This window comes from Streptomyces sp. HD, from assembly GCF_028369295.1.
In the GTDB taxonomy this organism is placed as follows: domain Bacteria; phylum Actinomycetota; class Actinomycetes; order Streptomycetales; family Streptomycetaceae; genus Streptomyces.
On record NZ_JAQMYP010000037.1, the window covers coordinates 15220 to 33196 of the forward strand.

14 protein-coding genes are annotated in these 17977 nt (G+C 70.7%); 4 read left to right on the forward strand and 10 right to left on the reverse strand.

All coding sequences use genetic code 11. The features are described 5' to 3' along the window. The first annotated feature begins 14 nt into the window (after positions 1-14). Positions 15-539 carry a toxin-antitoxin system, toxin component gene (locus POF73_RS30615; protein ID WP_272122108.1) on the forward strand — a complete coding sequence of 175 codons (525 nt, stop codon included), beginning with the start codon at positions 15-17 and terminating at the stop codon, positions 537-539. A gap of 39 nt (positions 540-578) precedes the next feature. Here the strand turns inward: POF73_RS30615 and POF73_RS30620 are convergent, their stop codons facing one another. After that, positions 579-1622: an alpha/beta fold hydrolase gene (locus POF73_RS30620; protein WP_272121969.1), complete on the reverse strand. Its 1044-nt coding sequence runs from the start codon at positions 1620-1622 to the stop codon at positions 579-581. A gap of 231 nt (positions 1623-1853) precedes the next feature. On the opposite strand from POF73_RS30620, the gene POF73_RS30625 reads away from it, so the two are divergent. Beyond that, complete coding sequence (locus POF73_RS30625; RefSeq protein ID WP_272121971.1) at positions 1854-2084, forward strand: hypothetical protein; 231 nt, start codon at positions 1854-1856, stop codon at positions 2082-2084. Between the two features lie 13 nt (positions 2085-2097). Here POF73_RS30625 and POF73_RS30630 read toward each other — a convergent pair whose 3' ends face one another. Next, entirely contained in the window at positions 2098-2778 is a 681-nt protein-coding gene (locus POF73_RS30630) for a 4'-phosphopantetheinyl transferase family protein (protein ID WP_272121973.1), read from the reverse strand. Continuing rightward, a complete protein-coding gene (locus tag POF73_RS30635) occupies positions 2775-3635 on the reverse strand; it encodes a metallophosphoesterase family protein (protein WP_272121975.1) in 861 nt (286 codons plus the stop codon). Before POF73_RS30635 ends, POF73_RS30630 begins: the two co-directional genes overlap by 4 nt. A 286-nt stretch (positions 3636-3921) precedes the next feature. Here POF73_RS30635 and POF73_RS30640 point away from each other — a divergent pair, with 286 nt between their 5' ends. Beyond that, positions 3922-5046, forward strand: a complete 1125-nt coding sequence (locus tag POF73_RS30640) for an ATP-grasp domain-containing protein (protein ID WP_272121977.1) — start codon at positions 3922-3924, stop codon at positions 5044-5046. A gap of 157 nt (positions 5047-5203) precedes the next feature. Further along, positions 5204-6934, forward strand: a complete 1731-nt coding sequence (locus POF73_RS30645) for a carbohydrate binding domain-containing protein (protein ID WP_272121979.1) — start codon at positions 5204-5206, stop codon at positions 6932-6934. A 72-nt stretch (positions 6935-7006) separates the two neighbouring features. Here the strand turns inward: POF73_RS30645 and POF73_RS30650 are convergent, their stop codons facing one another. From POF73_RS30650 to POF73_RS30680, 7 genes are all read right to left on the reverse strand, one after another. Beyond that, positions 7007-8128 carry a 5'-methylthioadenosine/S-adenosylhomocysteine nucleosidase family protein gene (locus POF73_RS30650; protein ID WP_272121981.1) on the reverse strand — a complete coding sequence of 374 codons (1122 nt, stop codon included), beginning with the start codon at positions 8126-8128 and terminating at the stop codon, positions 7007-7009. Further along, entirely contained in the window at positions 8125-9882 is a 1758-nt protein-coding gene (locus tag POF73_RS30655) for a hypothetical protein (RefSeq protein WP_272121983.1), read from the reverse strand. The genes POF73_RS30650 and POF73_RS30655 overlap by 4 nt, the downstream gene beginning before the upstream one ends. Then, on the reverse strand, positions 9875-10999 hold the full coding sequence (locus POF73_RS30660; protein WP_272121985.1) for a hypothetical protein: 1125 nt from the start codon (positions 10997-10999) through the stop codon (positions 9875-9877). Before POF73_RS30660 ends, POF73_RS30655 begins: the two co-directional genes overlap by 8 nt. Positions 11000-11399: 400 nt before the next feature. Continuing rightward, entirely contained in the window at positions 11400-12650 is a 1251-nt protein-coding gene (locus POF73_RS30665; protein ID WP_272121987.1) for an alpha-L-fucosidase, read from the reverse strand. Between the two features lie 4 nt (positions 12651-12654). Continuing rightward, positions 12655-15714, reverse strand: a complete 3060-nt coding sequence (locus POF73_RS30670; RefSeq protein WP_272121989.1) for an alpha-mannosidase — start codon at positions 15712-15714, stop codon at positions 12655-12657. A gap of 88 nt (positions 15715-15802) precedes the next feature. Continuing rightward, positions 15803-17143, reverse strand: a complete 1341-nt coding sequence (locus tag POF73_RS30675; protein WP_272121991.1) for a 6-phospho-beta-glucosidase — start codon at positions 17141-17143, stop codon at positions 15803-15805. After that, positions 17140-17904, reverse strand: a complete 765-nt coding sequence (locus POF73_RS30680; RefSeq protein ID WP_272121993.1) for a DeoR/GlpR family DNA-binding transcription regulator — start codon at positions 17902-17904, stop codon at positions 17140-17142. Before POF73_RS30680 ends, POF73_RS30675 begins: the two co-directional genes overlap by 4 nt. Positions 17905-17977 lie beyond the last annotated feature (73 nt).

The window sequence follows — 17977 nt, forward strand, 5'->3', positions numbered from 1 at the left end:
GCATCGGTAGGGAAATGCGCCGCCTGTGCGGCGAGTTGGTCGCGGAACTGACGTTGGTCGCACCCGCGCCGCCCGAGAAGCTGTACGGCGCCCTGTGCGACGCGATGAGCAGACGCCGCGGCCGTCCCGTCCACTTCCGTACGGCCGCCTTCCCGGCCGGTACCGCCAGTGGGCTGTGGCTCGACATGGCCGACCAGGACCTGGTCGTGATCGAGGAGCGCACCGCGCCCGGCCACCAGTTGGTGATCCTCGGCCATGAGCTGTGGCACATGAAGGCCGGCCACTGCAGCCACAGCATCGAGGGCGCCACGGTGGCGGCCCGTCTCCTGGACGACGAGGCCGACCTGCGGTCTACGGTCCTGAAGGTCGCCGCCCGCAGCCACTTCGACCAGGCCGAGGAGAAGGAGGCCGAGGCCTTCGGCCTCCTTCTGGCCAGCAAGTGCCGCGCCTGGCTGGCGGTTTCGTCGGCAAGGGGCCAGCGGGACCACCTGGCGGGCCGGATCGAGGCGTCACTGGGCTACCTCGGACCACAGGGCTGACCTCGGGCACGGCAGCTCAAGTACCGGACGCGCCTCGGGTCATGTCGCGCTGCGCTCGCTCGCCTCACGCAGATCCCGCTCCACCGCGCGGTTGCGGGCCGTGTCGGGCTGCCCTGCCGCCGTGCCGGGCCGGCCCGCCCGCAGCAGCTCACTCCAGGTCTCGCGGCTCCAGTCGGCGGGGGCCGTGCCACTGGTGAACTCCTCGACCAGGGCGACGAACCGGGCCGGGTCGCTGTGGAACGGGAAATGCCCGGCCCCCTCGAAGATCTCCAGCCGGCTGCCCGGCATGGCCTCGTGCGCCCCGTACGCGTGCCGCACCGGAACCACGCTGTCCCGGTCCCCCCACAGCAGCATCGTCGGCATGCCCTCGGTCAGATAGCAGCGGTCCAGCATGGTGACCACCTGTCCGCGCCAGTCGACGACCGCCCTGAGCGTGCGGATGAAGGCGTTGCGCGAGGTCTCGTCGGGCAGCGCGTCGACGAGGGTGAGCAGTTCCGGCGCGTCCTGGCCGAGATCGGTGTCCAGCAGCCGCATCAGCCGCACCGCCAGCCCGACTTGCAGCCGCATGCCGGGCAGCCGCAGTGCCGAAAGCATGAGATGGGCGCCGGGCAGCGAGACCAGCCGCAGCACCGGGTTGACCTCACGGCCCACGCCGCCCGCGCTGACCAGGATGAGCCGCTCCGTGCGCTCGGGGAACTGGTAGGCGAACTGCATCGCCACTCCCCCGCCCAGGGAGTGCCCGACCAGCGTCGCCGACTCGATGCCGAGCGTGGTGAGCAGATCGCGCACACCGTTGGCGTACGCGGCCACCGAGTAGTCGGCGCGCGGCTTGTCCGAGGCGCCGTGGCCGAGGAGGTCGGGGGCGATCACCGTATGCGTGCGGGCGAGGTCGGGGATCAGCTCGGCCCAGGTGTCGGAGGAGTCGCCGATGCCGTGGATCAGCACCAGCGCCGGCCCTTCGCCGGCCATCCGGAACGCGCGCCGGTAGCCGTGTACGACGCGGTACCGCAACGCGAGTTCTCCGTCACCCACCGGGCGCAGCCGTACGGCGCGTGCCTGGTGCGCTCCTGGGACGTCGGCCACGTCACTCGCCCCCGTTCCTGTTCCCGTTTCCTGGCCGCGAGCGCGGCCGAAAGGCCTTCCTTCCAGCGTAGGACGGCTTTCCCACAAGGGATTTCAAGGAGGTTTCACCTCCGCTAAGCGGGCGAACGGACGTGTGCCCGGGCCCGATTGTCAGTGGTGGACGGCAAGCTGGTGGTACGCCCTCATGTGCGGGGCGTGACGTGACTACGCCGACTTGGGGAGAGCCGACCGATGCCCACCGCCGTACTGACCGACCGCGAGCGCACCGCCGTACAGGCCTATCTGCGGCTGTTGCACACCGTACGAGCCGCGTTCGACGGTCCTCCCGGCTCCCGCCGGCCTCCCGTCGTCCCGCCCTCCGTCCTCGCCGAGGCGGAACAGGCGTTGCAGGACGCGGGCCTGAGCGGCAACGAGGAGGAGTTCTTCCGGCTGCTGCAGAACTGGTGCCCCGCGGAGCCGTGACGGCATGGAGGGCTCAGGTGTGCGGCACGCAGACCGCCGTGGCCACCAGCCCCCGCTGGACCGTCCACCGTCCCTCGAAGACGTCGACCCGGTGGTCGCCCACCCACGGGCCCGGTACGAGGAGCCGGGCCCGGAGGCCTCCACTGTGCTGCTCGCCGGGGTCGGCGAAGAGGTCGATGTCGGCCTCGGTGAAGTCGAGCCACTTCCCGGTGAGGGGGAACCACGCCTTGTAGACGGACTCCTTGGCGCTGAACAGGAGCCGGTCCCAGTGGATGCCCGGGTGGTCCCCGGCCAGGCGGCACAGCCGGTCCGTCTCGGCGGGCAGGGCGACGGCGGGCAGGACGCCGTCCGGGAGCTTCTGGTGGGGTTCGGCGTCGATGCCGAGGGAGGCGAGGTCGGCGGCGCGGACCAGGGCGGCGGCGCTGTAGCCGTCGCAGTGGGTCATGCTGCCGACGAGACCGGACGGCCAGCCCGGGGCGCCGCGTTCACCGGGCAGGATCGGCTGCGGGGGCACGCCGAGCTTCTCCATGGCGCGGCGGGCGCAGGAGCGGACGACGGCGAACTCCCGGCGGCGCTTGTCGACGGCCTGGGCGACGACGGCCTCTTCCTCCGGGTACAGGGGCGTCACGGCGAGCTCGTCGTCGCCGTACGCCTCGACGGTGACGACGGAGTCCGGCAGCAGTTCCTCGATCAACGCGCCCCGTCCTCCTTGGGCAGAATCCGGCGCAGCCGACCCGGCGGGTCCGGTCGCTTGCGCCACTCGCGGGGGTACCCCACCGACACCTCCTCGAAGCGGACGCCCTCGTGCCAGGTGGTCCGCGGGATGTGGAGGTGCCCGTACACCATGGTCTCCACGCGGAACCGGCGGTGCCAGTCCGCGGTGAGCCGGGTGCCGCACCACATGGCGAACTCGGGGTACCACAGGACCTCGGTGGGGTGCCGGTCGAGCGGGTAGTGGTTGACGAGGACGGTGGGCAGGTCCTCGGGCAGTGCGGCGAGGCGGCGCTCGGTCTCGGCGACCCGGGCCGCGCACCAGGCCTCGCGGGACGGGTACGGGTCGGGGTGCAGCAGGTACTCGTCGTTGCAGACGACGCCGGTCCCGTGCGCGTACTCCAGTCCCTCCTCCTTGGTGGTGCAGCCGGAGGGGAGGAAGGAGTAGTCGTAGAGCAGGAACAGCGGTGCCACGGCGACGGGGCCGCCGGGGCCGTCCCAGACGGGGTAGGGGTCCTCGGGGGTGATCACACCGAGCTCCCGGCACAGGTCGACCAGGTGCTCGTAGCGGGCGACGCCGCGCAGGGTGGTCGTGTCCTTCGGGTGGGTCCACAGTTCGTGGTTGCCGGGTGCCCACAGGACCTTGCGGAAGCGGCCGGCGAGGGTCTTCAGGGCCCAGCGGATGTCGGCGACGGTCTCCGCCACGTCTCCGGCGACGAGCAGCCAGTCGTCGTCCGAGCCGGGGCGCATGCGTTCGACGAGGGCGCGGTTCTCCTCGTAGCCGATGTGCAGGTCGCTGATGGCCAGCAGCTGTCCGGTACCGGCGACCTTCGACGTCACCCTCGCCCCTTTCCGATCATCCGAATCACTCCACGAGAACACAGGTTGCGTTCACCGTACAAGAGTGGATCACGTCGTCGTCGCGGGGCTGGCGGGAGTGGTCAGGAATGATCCGCAATTCCGTAACACGTACGTTGCACGCGGCACCCCATGAAAGCCGTATGATCGCCCCAACACCACCGCTTTGAAAGCCCCTTCGCACGGGGCGCTTTGGTGTCCCTCCATTCACCCTGCCCGGGCACGGGCCTGCTTTGCCCTGCCCGCGAACCCGAAAGGACGGCCCTGCATGGTCTCTCGCGTACGCGTCTGGCTCAACCGCACGTACGCGGAGAACGTGTTCTTCATGGATCAGCTGCGGAGAAATCCCAGCGATCGGGCGGTCGAGATCCATGCGACGCACGGGGACGCCGACTCGCCCGTGCTGGCCGCCGCCGACACCGCCGAGCTGGAGCCGGAGGGTCTGTCCCCGGCCGGGTATGTGGAGTACGCGCTCGACCAGTGCCAGCGCCGTGGGATCGATGTCTTCGTGCCCCGGATGCACCAGTCGGCGATCGTCGCGCACCGCGCGGAGTTCGAGGCGGTCGGTACGGCCCTGCTGGCGCCACCGCCGGAGGCCGTGGCGGTCTTCCACGACAAGGTGATCGCGTACGAGGCCATGCAGGCGATCGGGGTGCCGGTGCCGCCGTGGTGGCGGGTGCGTACCGCCGACGAGCTCGTGGCCGCCGTCGAGGAGTTGGAGGCGGGCGGGCACAAGGCGTGCTTCAAGCCGGCGTCCGGCGCGGGTGGGGTGGGCTTCCGTATGATCACGCGCTCCCCCTTCTCGCTCATGCACCTCACCGGGTTCCCGACGCCGTATGTGCAGCTGGATCTGGTGCTGGACGCGTTGCGGCAGGCCGAGGAGCCGGTTGACTGGCTGGTGATGCCACGCCTTGAGCAGCCGGAGGTGTCGGTGGACTGCCTCACCGGTCCCGACAACCGGGTGCGGCTGGCGATCGGCCGGATCAAGAACGGCCGGCGGCGCGGGTTCACGTTGCAGGAGCAGTGGCTGGAGCCGGCGCGGCGGATCGCCGAGGGGTTCGGGCTGCACTATCTGTCCAACATCCAGTTCCGGATGTTCGGGGAGACGCCGGTGCTGATGGATGTCAACACGCGGCCGGCCGGCGGGTTGCACCAGCTGTCGTTGTGCGGGGTCAATGTGCCGTGGCTGGCCGTCCAGTTGGCGCTCGGTGAGGATCCGGGAGTGGTGGCTCCGCCGTTCCTGGGGCAGGACTACACGGTGGTCTCGGGACCGCGGCCGGTGCGGCCGGTGTCGCTGCCGCACCAGCGGACCGAGGGATCGGAGGCGTTGCTGCCCGCCGTTCCGGCGCCGGTCGCGTCCGTTGGGGTTTCGGCGCAGGTACTGCCGCTCTAGGCGATCTGCCGGGTGCGGGTGGCGCGTGGCGCGTCGCGCCCACGCGGCGGAGCCGCATATCGACACAGCCCCGCACCCCTTGGGGTGTTGACCAATCCCGGCGTCCGGTCTTGACACCGGGATTGGTCCATACCAACTTGGTTGCGCACCGTTTCGCATGTCTCTGCACTCCCGAACCACCCCACATCCTCAGGGAGATCGCGTGCGCACCTCACCCTTCAGACGTTCCAGACGTCGCATCCTCGCTCTGCTCGGCTCCGCCGCTCTCGCGTTCGCCGGAGCCGTCGCTCTTCCCGGTACCGCTCACGCGGCCAACGTCCTGTCCAACGCCGGCTTCGAGTCGGGCGGGCTCTCCCCCTGGTCCTGCACCGGCAACCTCGGCTCGATCGTCTCCTCCCCCGTGCACGGTGGGTCCAAGGCCCTTGCAGGGGCGGTGAGTTCGAGCGACATCGCCAAGTGCAGTCAGACCGTCTCGGTCCGGCCGAACACCACGTACACACTCGGCGGCTGGGTGCGCGGATCCTACGTCTACCTCGGCGTGGACGGCGGTGCCTCCACCTGGACGTCGTCCCCGTCGGCGTACGGTCAGCTGTCCCTGTCCTTCACGACCGGCGCAGCACAGACCAGCGCCACCGTCTACGTCCACGGCTGGTACGCCCAGGGCACCTACTACGCCGACGACATCAGCCTCGACGGCCCCGGCGGCGGCGGTTCGGACAGTCAGGCGCCGAGTGTGCCGGGCAGCCTGCGGTCCACCGGCAAGACCTCGTCGAGCGTGTCGCTGGCGTGGAACGCCTCGACGGACAACGTCGGCGTGACGGCGTACGACATCTACCAGGGGTCGAGCAAGGTGCTCAGTGTCTCCGGTACGAGTGCCACGGTCAGCGGGCTGTCCCCGAGCACGGGTTACACGTTCACGGTGAAGGCGCGCGACGCGGCCGGGAATGTCTCGGCGGCCTCCAACGCCGTCACGGTGACGACGGACGCGGGCGGCGGTGGCGGTACCGGCTTCAAGCAGGCCGCGCCCTATCTGTACCTGGGCTGGGGCGACCCGCCGAGCGCTCCCTCGGTGATGAGTGCGACCGGGATCAAGTGGTACACGATGGCGTTCATCCTGTCCTCCGGCGGCTGCAACCCCGCCTGGGACGGGTCGCGTCCGCTGACCGGCGGGAACGACCAGAGCGTCATCAACTCGATCCGCTCCGCGGGCGGTGACATCGTGCCGTCGATCGGTGGCTGGAGCGGCAACAAGCTCGGGCCGAACTGTTCGAGCGCCGATGCCCTGGCGGGGGCGTACCAGAAGGTCATCGACGCGTACGGGCTCAAGGCGATCGACGTCGACATCGAGAACACCGACGAGTTCGAGAACGCGACCGTGCAGGACCGGATCCTGAACGCCCTGAAGATCGTCAAGGCGAACAACCCGGGGCTGCGGACCATCCTCACCTTCGGCACCTCGACGACCGGGCCGACCTACTGGGGCAACCGGCTCATCGAGCAGGCCAAAGCGCTCAACGCCGGCATCGACGTGTTCACGATCATGCCGTTCGACTTCGGCGGCGGCGCCGACATGTACGGCAACACCGTGAACGCGACGGACGGGCTGAAGAACAAGCTGAAGGCCACCTTCGGGTGGGACGACGCCACGGCCTACGCCCATGTCGGCATCTCCGGCATGAACGGCCTGTCCGATCAGCAGGAACTCACCTCGCCCGCGATCTGGACCCAGATCCGCGACTGGGCGAACTCCCGGCACATCGCCCGCCTCGCCTTCTGGTCGGTCAACCGTGACCGGCCGTGTCCGGGCGGCGGCGTGACGAGCAACTGTTCCGGGATCAGCCAGAGCAACTGGCAGTTCACGTCGATCACAGCTGGGTTCACCGGCTGAGTGGTCCTCTGCTGTCCCCCGGTCGACGGCGGCCGGGGGACTCGCTCGTCGGGTGTCTTCGGGGGGTCTCGCTCAGTAGGTCTCGCTGCCCGGCGGAAAGTAGTACGTGCGCAGGAAGTCCCGCACGCACAGCGCGGCGAACGCCGAGGAGAGGAACTTCCAGTTGTCCCACTGCCGGGCGTCGCCGTAGTCGCTGATGCCGCGGAAGATCAGCCAGCGGCGCTCGCCGACGGCCCGGACGAATCCGAAGGCCTCCATGTCGGCGGCGCAGATGGTGTTGTCGAAGCGCTCCCTGAGGCCGTTGAGGAACTTGCCGTCCCGCAGGACGTTCTCGCCCGAGGCGATGGTGACGTTGGTGCTGTGCACCTCGGGCACATGGGCGAGGTCCACCGCCTCCGGCAGCAGCTGGCGGGGCAGGCCGCGCAGGAACTGGGTCACCGAGCGCCCGAAGTCCGTGCGACGGGGGTTGTAATAGTAGAGCCCGTAGCCGTAGGCGTCGGTGCCCTGACCGTAGGCCGGGCGTGGCTGCCAGACGTCCGGGCTCGCGAGCCGGCCCGGCTCGTAGTAGTGCACGCTGTGGGTCGCCACCACGTCTCCGAGCCGCACCTTGCCCTGCACTCCGGCCGCCGTGCCGACCAGGAACACGGCCTCGGGGGCGCACCGTTCGACAAGGGCCCGGGTGGGGGCGGCCACCTCCACGTTCCCGGCTCGGGCTGCCGCCGTGACCACGACGGACAGCGGCCGGTCGGGCCGGTGCCGGCTGGACACCTCGGTGAAGTAGAAGCGCTGCCCGCCCGGTCCGGTGTCGAAGAGGCCGTCGTCCAGGCCGAAGACCTCAAGGACGGCCTCCAGTTCCTCGCGGATGACGACCACGATGCCGATGTCGGCCGCCGTGACCGCCTCGGACGCCGTGGGCACGCCCTGCCAGGGCCTGGCCGGGTCCGGCGGCAGGAAGGACTCCACGACCAGCCGGTCGAGGACCGTCTTGCGTTCCGGCGGCAGGCTCAGCGACCTGCGGGCGTAGTCGGCGATCAGCAGGCTGCGCTTCAGCTGGCCGCGCCCGTCGGGGGCGCTGCTCATCGGCTCCCAGTCCCTGCGGCGGGTGTACAGCAGGTGGACGAGCGTCCGGCACGCCTCCTCGGCCGTCTCCGTCCGTGCGCCGGCCGCCTCCCGTGGCCCGTCCCGTTCGGTCATCGGGTGCTCCTCGCCGCCCTGATCCGGTAGAGGGAGTGGACGGGCAGACCGTCCAGGTCCTGCTCCTCGGAGAAGTCGATCACCGGTACGTACGCGCGTGGCTCGATGCCCCAGTGGTCGAGGACGTCCACCATCGTGCGGGCCGTGGTGCCCGAGGCCCGGAACTCGTCGAGGAGTACGACCGGGTCGCCGCGGCCCTTCAGATGGCTGAGCTGCTTCTGCCACAGCTGGCCGTGGGCCTTGTCCAGGACCATCTGGGTCTCGTCGTGTTCCGGGTCCGTGCTGTGGTCCAGCACCTCGCCGGGGATGGTGATCACCATCGGCCGGTCCCCCATCAGGTCGGACAGCCGGGCGACCAGTGTCTTGATGGGGGGCTCGTCTGGGCAGACGATGACGACCCCGGGCGGCACGCCGAGCATCTCGAACAGCGACATGATCTTGGTGGCCAGCCAGTTGCCGTGCTCGGCGAACACCGACTCCAAGTCGGGCGCGTAGTGGAACCGGTGCCCGAACGGCGGCGGGGTGTTCTTCTCCGAACCCCATCGCGACCGCAGGAAGATGTCCCAGACGTCGTAGCTGCGCAGCGTGTGGCCGCGGTCCCGGAGGGGGTCGGTGTGCGGCAGGCCGATGGCGCACTGCTCGCAGTCCTCACGGCGTTTCATGCTCCGCTCCCGCGAGGCCTCGCTGTACACGGGCAGCGACGACTTCGCGAGGGTCAGCTGCGAGCTGGAGTCGGTGATGAGGACGGCCCAGGCCCGCGGCGCGAGCCGGACGCCCTGTCCGCGCAGGGTGTCCACGATGCCCTCGTAGGTGCGGGTGCGGTCGACGACGGAGAAGAACGGCACCACGGTCCCGTCGATCTCGTCGGCGGGCAGCGGGCGGATCCCGGTGGCGTCGAAGATCCGGCCCTCCCTGTCGCATCTGCCGAAGCCGCAGCCCCGGGCGGCGGCGATGCCCGCGATGGCCTCGTGCAGCCCCATCTGGTCGTCCCGGCTCAGCAGGAACAGCTTGGTGCCCTCGGCGGCGGCCCAGGGCACGATCACCCGCTCCAGCCAGGATCCGGCGAGTCGGCTGATCTCGGGGACCGCGTTCTCGACGTGGAAGAAGTACCGCCGGCAGAAGTCTCCCGGCCTGCGGCGGCTCACCCCGTAGTGCCCCAGCCGGCGCACGATCTTGGCCGACAGCGGGGACCGCTCGGGCGCCAGCCTCGCCCGCAGGCCCTTGTACTCGGTGGCGAACACCGGCCCGGGGTCCGGTCCCTGGCCGCGGATCACCTCGCGGCGTCCGTCGTTGGCGAGCACGAGCAGCAGCCGGGACGGCCCGTCCGCGCTCTCCAGGGAGCGCAGCTCGATCCAGAAGGTGGAGGACTCCGGCGGCATCATGGGCACCGTGATCACCAGCGAGCGCTGCGGATGGGCCTTGAACCACTCGCCGGTCAGCCGGGCGACGTCGTACAGCAGTGGCTCGCCCAGCAATTGGTACGGGTTGTCCCCCATGTCGACGATGAGCAGGTGCGGGCCCTCGTCGGCGGGCAGTGCCCGGGCGAGGTAGTCGCGGCTCTCGGACATCGGGGAGTAGAGCTCCTCCGGCCTGACGTAGACGGTCCGTTCGGTCGTCGGCGTCGCCACCTCGGTCCCGGTGAGGCGCTGGCCCAGCCAGCGGTACAGACTGACGCGTTCCTCGGGCACCGACTCGGGTATCTCCCGGCCCACCGCGATCTTCCGCGCGGTGATCCGTATGCCGGGCTCAGGCATCGTGCACCGGCAGCTGTACGGAGAACAGGCACCCGTTCTGCGGCGGGACCCCGGAGGCCAGGTCGACCTCGTAGCGGGAGCCGGCGCCTTCGGCGGCCCTGATCCGCAGGCGGTGCCGGCCGGAGTCGATGCGCAGGCTGCCCTGGAACGTGTCCACAGCGCACTTGTAGAGCGTGTACATACGATGGCTTCCTTCCCCGTCCCCGACCGCGCCCCGGTCGCGCGGATTGCTCGCGATCAGGCTCGCCAGGAGCATCTCGGCGTCGCCGCCGTCCTGCCGTGGCGGTTGCTGAGCGTGGTACGTCTCCTCGGCGTCGCGCCCCTCGCGGCGCACGACGAACCTGTCCGTCCCGCGTGGACCCGTCCAGATCTGTTTGCTGAGCATGTCCGCGCGCAGCCCGCCGTCGTCCCACTCGCTGATCGTGAGGGTGCCGGTGCCGCCGGCCGTGCCGGGCAGTTCGAGCTGGGCTCCGATGACGGCCGTCTGGGCGCCGGTCCGCTGCAGCGCGCCGGACACCAGCTCCTGCACCAGGACGCGCAGTACGTCGGCGGCCGGGCCGCACAGGATGTGCTCAAGGAGCCGGCTGAGCGCGTGCCCGCCCCAGTGCGCGACCTCGCTCTCCAGCATGTGCCGGCGGGTCAGGCTGTCCTTGAGTTCGTAGGGGCGCAGTCCGAAGCACTGCTGGGAGGTGAGGTAGGCGTGCACCGAGGAACGGGGGCTGTCGGCCGCGCCGGACAGCGGGTCGGTGGGCCATGCCTCACCGAAGTAGGCGTAGTCCTCGGGGACCACGAGGAGCCGGAACGGCATGCCGGTGACGGCGGAGACGGCGGTCGGGAACCGCCATTGGCGCAGCTGGTGGCGGGGCGCCGGCCCGGCGGGTAAGCGAAAGCAGGTCTCCAGCCGTTTGCGGTCCCGCGCCGCCACCGCGGACAGCAGCTGCTGCAGGGCGACCACGTCGAAGGACTCCGCCTCGGTGAGGTCGACCAGAACCGTTCTGGCGGACAGCCCGAAGGAGGCCATCTCCACGAGGGCCGCGTCCACCGTGGGCGTCGAGACATGTCCACCGACGCGCAGGCTCGGCATGTTCCGTGCGCGTGGTGCTCCCCGTTGTGCCATGCCGCCTCCCGGAACGGGTGACGCCGAGTGACAGAAATCCGGCTGTCGGTCACGTTGAGGGTCCAGCCTCGGCGACGCGGCTGGCAAGCCCCGTGCACCGGGCAATTGCCACGCGGCGCGCGCTCCGCATTCCGGTCAAATCACCGGCCCGCCAAGTCGGTTGAGATTTTTTCACGGAGAGGTGTATCAGGCGGTCGGGGGCGCGCTCATAAGAGTGAAGGACAACGGGGGACGCAGAAATACAACGGGGGACACACGGGGGAGCAACCGAGGAGGACGGGGGGACCAACGGGGGAGCAACGGGGGAAACGCACCAGCCACGGGGGAATGCACGGGGGCTTCGGATCGGCCGGCGCTGTCACGGGGGCAGCAGTCGGCCGGTCCGAAGGTGCGTGTGGGGTCAGAAACGCCCTGCGCCGCGGTACAGCTCCAGCTCACCGTCCAGTTCGACGGCGAGCACCGTGGCATGCGGGTCGAGGTCCGGGGCGGCGGGCGGCTCGATCCACAGCACGCCCGGCGTCTCGTGCAGTCCGCCGGTGATGCGGTGGGCGAGTTCGGTGCCGCTGCCGAGCACCGTGACCCGGCGTACCGAACCGAGCAGTCCGCGTACGTTGATCTCGGCGCGGGGGGCGTCGAAGAGGATCAGGTACAGGGTGCGGCGGTCCTTGGAGAGGGTGCTCGGGCCGTAGTGGTGCCCGGCCGGGAGGCCGCGCCCGGTGCCGTACACCGCCTCCGCGTGCCGGGCGATCCAGGCGCCGAGCCCCTCCAGTCGCTCGGCCTGTTCGGCCGGGATCGTGCCGTCCTCGCGCGGGCCGACGCTGAGCAGCAGGTTGCCGCCTCCGCCGATCGTCTCGGTGAAGTAGCGGATCAGCTGGTCGACCGACTTGTGGTTGTGGTCGTGGTGCTGGTGGCCCCAGGAGTCGTTGATGGTCAGGCACAGCTCCCAGGGGCCCTCGGGCGGGACGACGGGGGCGCCCTGCTCGGGTGTCGCGTAGTCGCCCTCGCTGAGCATGCGGGCGTTGAAGACGACGTCCGGCACCTCGGAGCGGATCAGCGCGGCCAGTTCGGGGATGCGCCACTGCTCCTCACTGCGGTCCCACTCGCCGTCGAACCACAGCAGGTCCGGCTTGTAGCGGGCCGTCAACTCCCGTATCTGACCGTCCCGGTAGGCGAGGAAGCGGTCCCAGGCGGCCAGGTCCTCGAACTCCACGGCGACTTCGGAGTACCGGTTGTCCTCCAGCTCCGGCGGGCGGCCGGGCTTGCGGGTGGAGGCGTAGTCGGGGTGGCTCCAGTCCGAGTGGGAGTAGTACAGGCCGACCTTGAGGCCCTGCTCGCGCAGGGCGTCGGCGTAACCGGCGATCAGGTCGCGGCCCACGTTCAGGTCGCCGTGGGCGGAGTCCCAGAGGGCGACGCCGTCGTGGTGGCGGCTGGTCAGGACGGCGTACCTGGCGCCGGCCCGCGCGAAGAGCTTCGCCCAGTCGCGCGGGTCGTAGCGGTCGGCGGTGAAACGGTCGAACTGGGACATGTACGCGTCGTACGGAACGATGTCGTCGTAGAACGACCAGGACTCCTGGACGCCGTCGACGGCGTAGATCCCCCAGTGGATGAAGATCCCCAACTTGGCGTCGGTGAACCAGGGTTGCATCGGCACCGGCTCAGCTCCCCTCGGCGCGCCGCAGGCGGAGGGTGAGGACCTGGAAGGGGCGCAGGGTCACGGTCACGCCGCCGTCACCGGTGAGATCCGCCCTCTCCTCCTCCAGCGGGCGCTCCAGCAGGTCGGTGACCTGGGCGCCGCCGAGCGGGAAGCCGGTGCGCAGGACGCCGGTCGCACGGCCGCCGCGGGACTCGTAGAGACGTACGACGACGTCGCCGGACCGGTCGTCGGCCAGCTTGACCGCCTCGACGGTCACGCCGTCGCCGTCCACGGAGACGACCGGCTCGGGCGCGCCCGCCGCGTCCGCGACCCGCAGCGGGAGGTTGAGGGCGTAGCCCTCGGCGACGGCGTCCGCGATGCTCGCGCCGGGGAGGAGCGAGTAGGTGAAGCGGTGCTTGCCCTGGTCGGCCTCGGGGTCCGGGACGCGCGGGGCGCGGACCAGGCTGAGGCTGACCCTGGTGGTGGTACCGCCGTCCTCGCGGACCGTACGGGAGACGTCGTGGCCGTAAGTCGAGTCGTTGATGACCGCGACGCCGTAGCCGGGCTCGGCGATGTGCACCCAGCGGTGGCCGGAGACCTCGAAGCGGGCCGCCTCCCAGCTGGTGTTGGTGTGGGTGGGGCGCTGGATGTGGCCGAACTGGATCTCGGCGGAGGAGTGCGGGGCGCGGAGGTCCACCGGGAAGCCTGCCTTGAGGATCTTCTCGGCCTCGTGCCAGTCGATCTCGGTCTCGAAATCGATCCGGGGGCTGCCGGCGCGCAGGGTGATCGTCTGAGTGAGCTTCGAGCCCTTGCCGAAGGTGCGCTCGACGCGGATCGCCGCGACGAGCGGGCTCTGCTCGACGACCGTGACGGACTCGGCGTCCAGCAGGTCGGTGAAGCGGTTCTTGTAGTGCTTGTCGATGTCCCAGGCGTCCCAGTAGTTGGGGAGGTCGGTGTGCAGACGGAGCAGGTTGCCCCGGTCGGCGAGGACTTCACGGTCGGCCCGCAGGTCCCGTACCGAGGCCAGGGTGCCGTCCTGCGCCACCTCGACCCGGATCAGGCCGTTGTCGAGGATCCGTCCGGAGACCGTCACCGGCTGGGCGGGCTCGGCCGCCGCGAGGGGCGCGCTGCCGTTCGCGGGCACCTCCACGTACGCGGGTGCGCCCTCGGACGTACGGACCACCTCGGCGCGGCCGAACGGGCTCGTGTTGAAGACCCGGGCCTCTCCCCCGCCCAGCGCGGCGACCGCCTCGGCCGTCAGCGCCTCCAGTTCCTCGGCGACACGGGCGTACTCGGCCTCCGCCTCGCGGTGCACCCAGGCGATCGAGGAGCCCGGCAGGATGTCGTGGAACTGGTGCAGCAGGACCGTCTTCCACAGCCGGTCCAGCTTCTCGTACGGGTAGGCGTAGCCCGGCGCGTGCAGGGCGGCGGTCGTCGCCCACAGCTCGGCCTCGCGCAGCCGGTGTTCGCTGCGCCGGTTGCCCTGTTTGGTGCGGGCCTGTGAGGTGTACGTCGCCCGGTGCAGCTCCAGGTAGAGCTCGCCGACCCAGACGGGGGCGTCCTCGTACTCCGCGCGGGCCTGGGCGAAGAACTCGTCGGGGTGTTCGATGACGACCTTGGGCGAGCCCTCCAGGTCGGCCAGCCGGCGCGCCCGCTCCATGATCTCGCGGGTGGGGCCGCCACCGCCGTCGCCCCAGCCGAAGGGGGCGAGGGAGCGCGTGCCGCCGCCCTTCTCCGAGTAGTTGCGGACGGCGCGGTCCATCTCCTCGCCGCTGAAGCGGGCGTTGTAGGTGTCGATGGGCGGGAAGTGGGTGAAGATGCGGGTGCCGTCGATGCCCTCCCACCAGAAGGTGTGGTGGGGGAACTTGTTGGTCTGGTTCCAGGAGATCTTCTGGGTCAGGAACCATTCGTTGCCGGCGAGCTTGGCGAGCTGCGGATAGGCCGCGGTGTAGCCGAAGGAGTCGGGCAGCCAAACGCCCTTGGTCTCGACGCCGAAGTGCTCGATGAAGAACCGCTTGCCGTGGATCAGCTGGCGGGCGATGGCCTCGCCACCGGGCAGGTTGCCGTCGGCCTCGACCCACATGCCGCCGACCGGCGCCCACTGGCCCTTCTTCACCGACTCCTGGATGCGGGCCCACACGTGCGGGTAGTTGTCGCGCACCCACTCGTACTGCTGGGCCTGTGAGCAGGCGAAGATGAAGTCGTCGTACTCGTCCGCGAGGGACGTCACGTTGGAGAAGGTGCGGGACGTCTTGCGCTTGGTCTCGCGGATGGGCCACAGCCAGGCCGAGTCGATGTGGGCGTGGCCGACACCGGAGACCGTGTGCGCGCTGGCGTGCGCGGGGCGGGCCAGGACGGGGGCCAGGACCTCGCGTACGGCGGTGGCGCTGCCGGAGATGTCGTCCAGGTCCAGGGTGTCCATGGCCTTGTCGAGGGTGTGCATGATCTCGTGGCGGCGGGGCTCGTGCTCACCGAGGTGGACCATGAGCCCGCGCAGCACCTGGAGGTCCAGGTCGAGGTGCCAGACCTCCTCGTCCAGGACGGCCAGGTCGGCGCGCCGGAAGGTGTACAGCGGCTTGTCGCCCGCCGTGCGGACGTCGCCGAGCGGGGTGGGCGCCGCGAAGTCGTTCGCCAGGATGTCGGGGTTGGAGGCGGCCTCGACCAGGTAGTCGATCTCCTCGCCGCCGGAGACCGGGTTGCCGATCGGCACGTACTGGTTGAGCGGGTTGACCGCCTTCAGCGGACGGCCGTCGGGCAGGTGGACCAGGGCCTCGGCCTGGTTGCCGGGCCAGTCACCGACGAAGCCGAGGTCGATGACCGCCTCGACGCGCCGCCCGGCCCACTCCGCGGGCACCCGGCCGCGCATCCGGAACCAGGTCGTGCCCCAGGGCGGGCCCCACGGGGTGTCCATCGCGAAGGGCGCGTAGCGGGCGGCCGCGGCCTCCTCGAAGGGGACCGGCTCACCCGGCGCCTGCCACGCCTCGACCTCGAAGGGCACGGTGGCCGAGTAGATCGCGGGCTTGATGCGCTGGTTGTGGAGGCGCTCGACGCGCTCTTCGATCCGGCGGCGTTCGTCGTGCATCAGGTTCTCCAGGGAGGGAGCAAGCGGAGGGGAAGCGAGCGGCGACTGGGAGGGAAGCCGGGTGGGGAAGCGCTTTCCGGCGCGAATGCTACTTAAGGTACGCGAGGCCGGGATGCACCCCGGTGTAGCCGTCGACCAGTCTGCGGGCGACGCCCACCGAGTCGACCAGCGGGTGCAGCGCGAAGGCCTTCACGGCCGTCGTACGGGAGCCGGACTCGGCGGCGGCCAGCACCTCGCGCTCGACCGCCTTGACCGAGCAGACGAGGCCGGTGGCGTGGTCGGGCAGCGGGGCGACGGCGACCGGGTGGGCTCCGTTGGCGTCGACCAGGCAGGGCACCTCGATGACGGCGTCGGTGTCGAGGACGGACAGGGTGGCCTGGTTGCGGACGTTGAGGATCAGGGTGGTGCGCTCGTCTCGGGCGATGGCCCGCATCAGGGCGAGCGCCACCTTCTCATAGCCGCCGGACAGGTCGTCGGCGTCGCGCTCGCCGGCGCCGGCCGTCTCCCGGTTCTCGGACATGTAGGTGGCCTCGCGCTCGGCGCGGGTGCGGTCCCAGACCTCCAGCGCGGAGACGTCGGAGCGGCGGGCCTCGTCGTAGAAGGCGGCCTGCTGGTCGCGCAGGAAGGCGCCGCGGGTCTTCTCGGCCTCCTGGTAGGCGCGGACGGCTTCGCGGTTGAAGTAGTAGTAGTGCAGGTATTCGTTGGGGATGGCGCCGAGCGAGCGGAGCCAGTCGACACCGAAGAGCTTGCCCTCCTCGAAGGAGCCGAGCAGGTCGGGGTCGGCGAGCAGGCGCGGGAGCTTGTCCCGGCCGGCGACACGCAGGCCGCGGACCCAGCCGAGGTGGTTGAGGCCGACGTAGTCGATCCACGCCTCGCCGGGGTTCTTCACGCCGAGCACGCGGGCGATACGGCGGCCTAGGCCGACCGGCGAGTCGCAGATGCCGATGACGCGGTCGCCGAGGTGGCGGGACATGGCCTCGGTGACCAGGCCCGCGGGGTTGGTGAAGTTGATGACCCAGGCGTCCGGCGCGAGGCGCGCCACCCGCTGGGCGATGTCGACGGCGACCGGGACCGTGCGCAGGCCGTAGGCGATGCCGCCCGCGCCGACCGTCTCCTGGCCGAGGACGCCCTCGGCGAGCGCGACCCGCTCGTCGTTCGCCCGGCCTTCGAGGCCGCCGACGCGGATCGCGGAGAACACGAAGTCGGCGCCGCGCAGGGCCTCGTCGAGGTCAGTGGTGGCCGTCACCACGGGCGCGTCGGGCACCCCGGCCGCCTGCTCGGCGAGCACCCGGGTCACCGCGGAGAGTCGCCCGGCGTCCAGGTCGTGCAGCACGACTTGGGTGACCCGGCCCTCGGCGCGGTCCGTCAGGAGCGCCCCGTACACCAGCGGCACCCGGAACCCGCCGCCGCCCAGAATCGTCAGTTTCACGCCTGCACCTTTCCTGCCACGACGACCTCGACGCCCGCCTCCTCCAGGGAGGACCGCGTCGCCCCGTCGACGGGCGCGTTCGTCACCACCACGTCCAGGTCCTCCGGGCCGCAGACCTTCGCCATGCCCGTGCCCGGGAACTTCGCCGCGTCGGCGAGCAGCACGACCTTCTCGCCGGCCTTGATCATGGCCCGCTTGACCGGCACCTCGACGACCGTCGTGTCCATCACCTGCCCGCCCGGCCGCACTCCACTGGTGCCCAGGAACAGCCAGTCGGCATGCAGCTGGCGCAGATTGTCCTCGGTGAGGAAGCCGACCAGGGAGCGGTACTCGCGGCGGACCATGCCGCCGAGCAGCACCAGTTCGATGCCCTCGTCGTCGGCGAGCTCCTCGTAGACCACCAGGTTGCTGGTGATCACGGTGAGGCGGCGGCCGTGCAGCTGGCGGGCCAGCCGGAAGGCGGTGGTGCCGATGTCGAGCAGCACCGACTGACCGTCCTCGATCATCGCGGCGGCGTGCGCGGCTATCGCGTCCTTCTCGGGCACGCGCATCTCGGCGACCTCGGCGAAGGGCTGGTCGCCCTCCTCCACGACCGCACCGCCGTGCACCCGCGTGAGCAGGCCGTCCTCCTCCAGTTTGAGCAGGTCACGCCTGATCGTGGCGGGGCTCACACCCAGCTGCTCGGAGAGATCGGTCACGGCCGCGGGGCCGCCGGAGCGCAGGGCCCGCAGGATGAGTTGGTGTCGTCGTTCTGCCAGCACGACGTGAACACTACTCGTCATCTTCAATCATCGCCATGCTCATTTCTGCTCAGGTATTGACCAATCTCGCGGA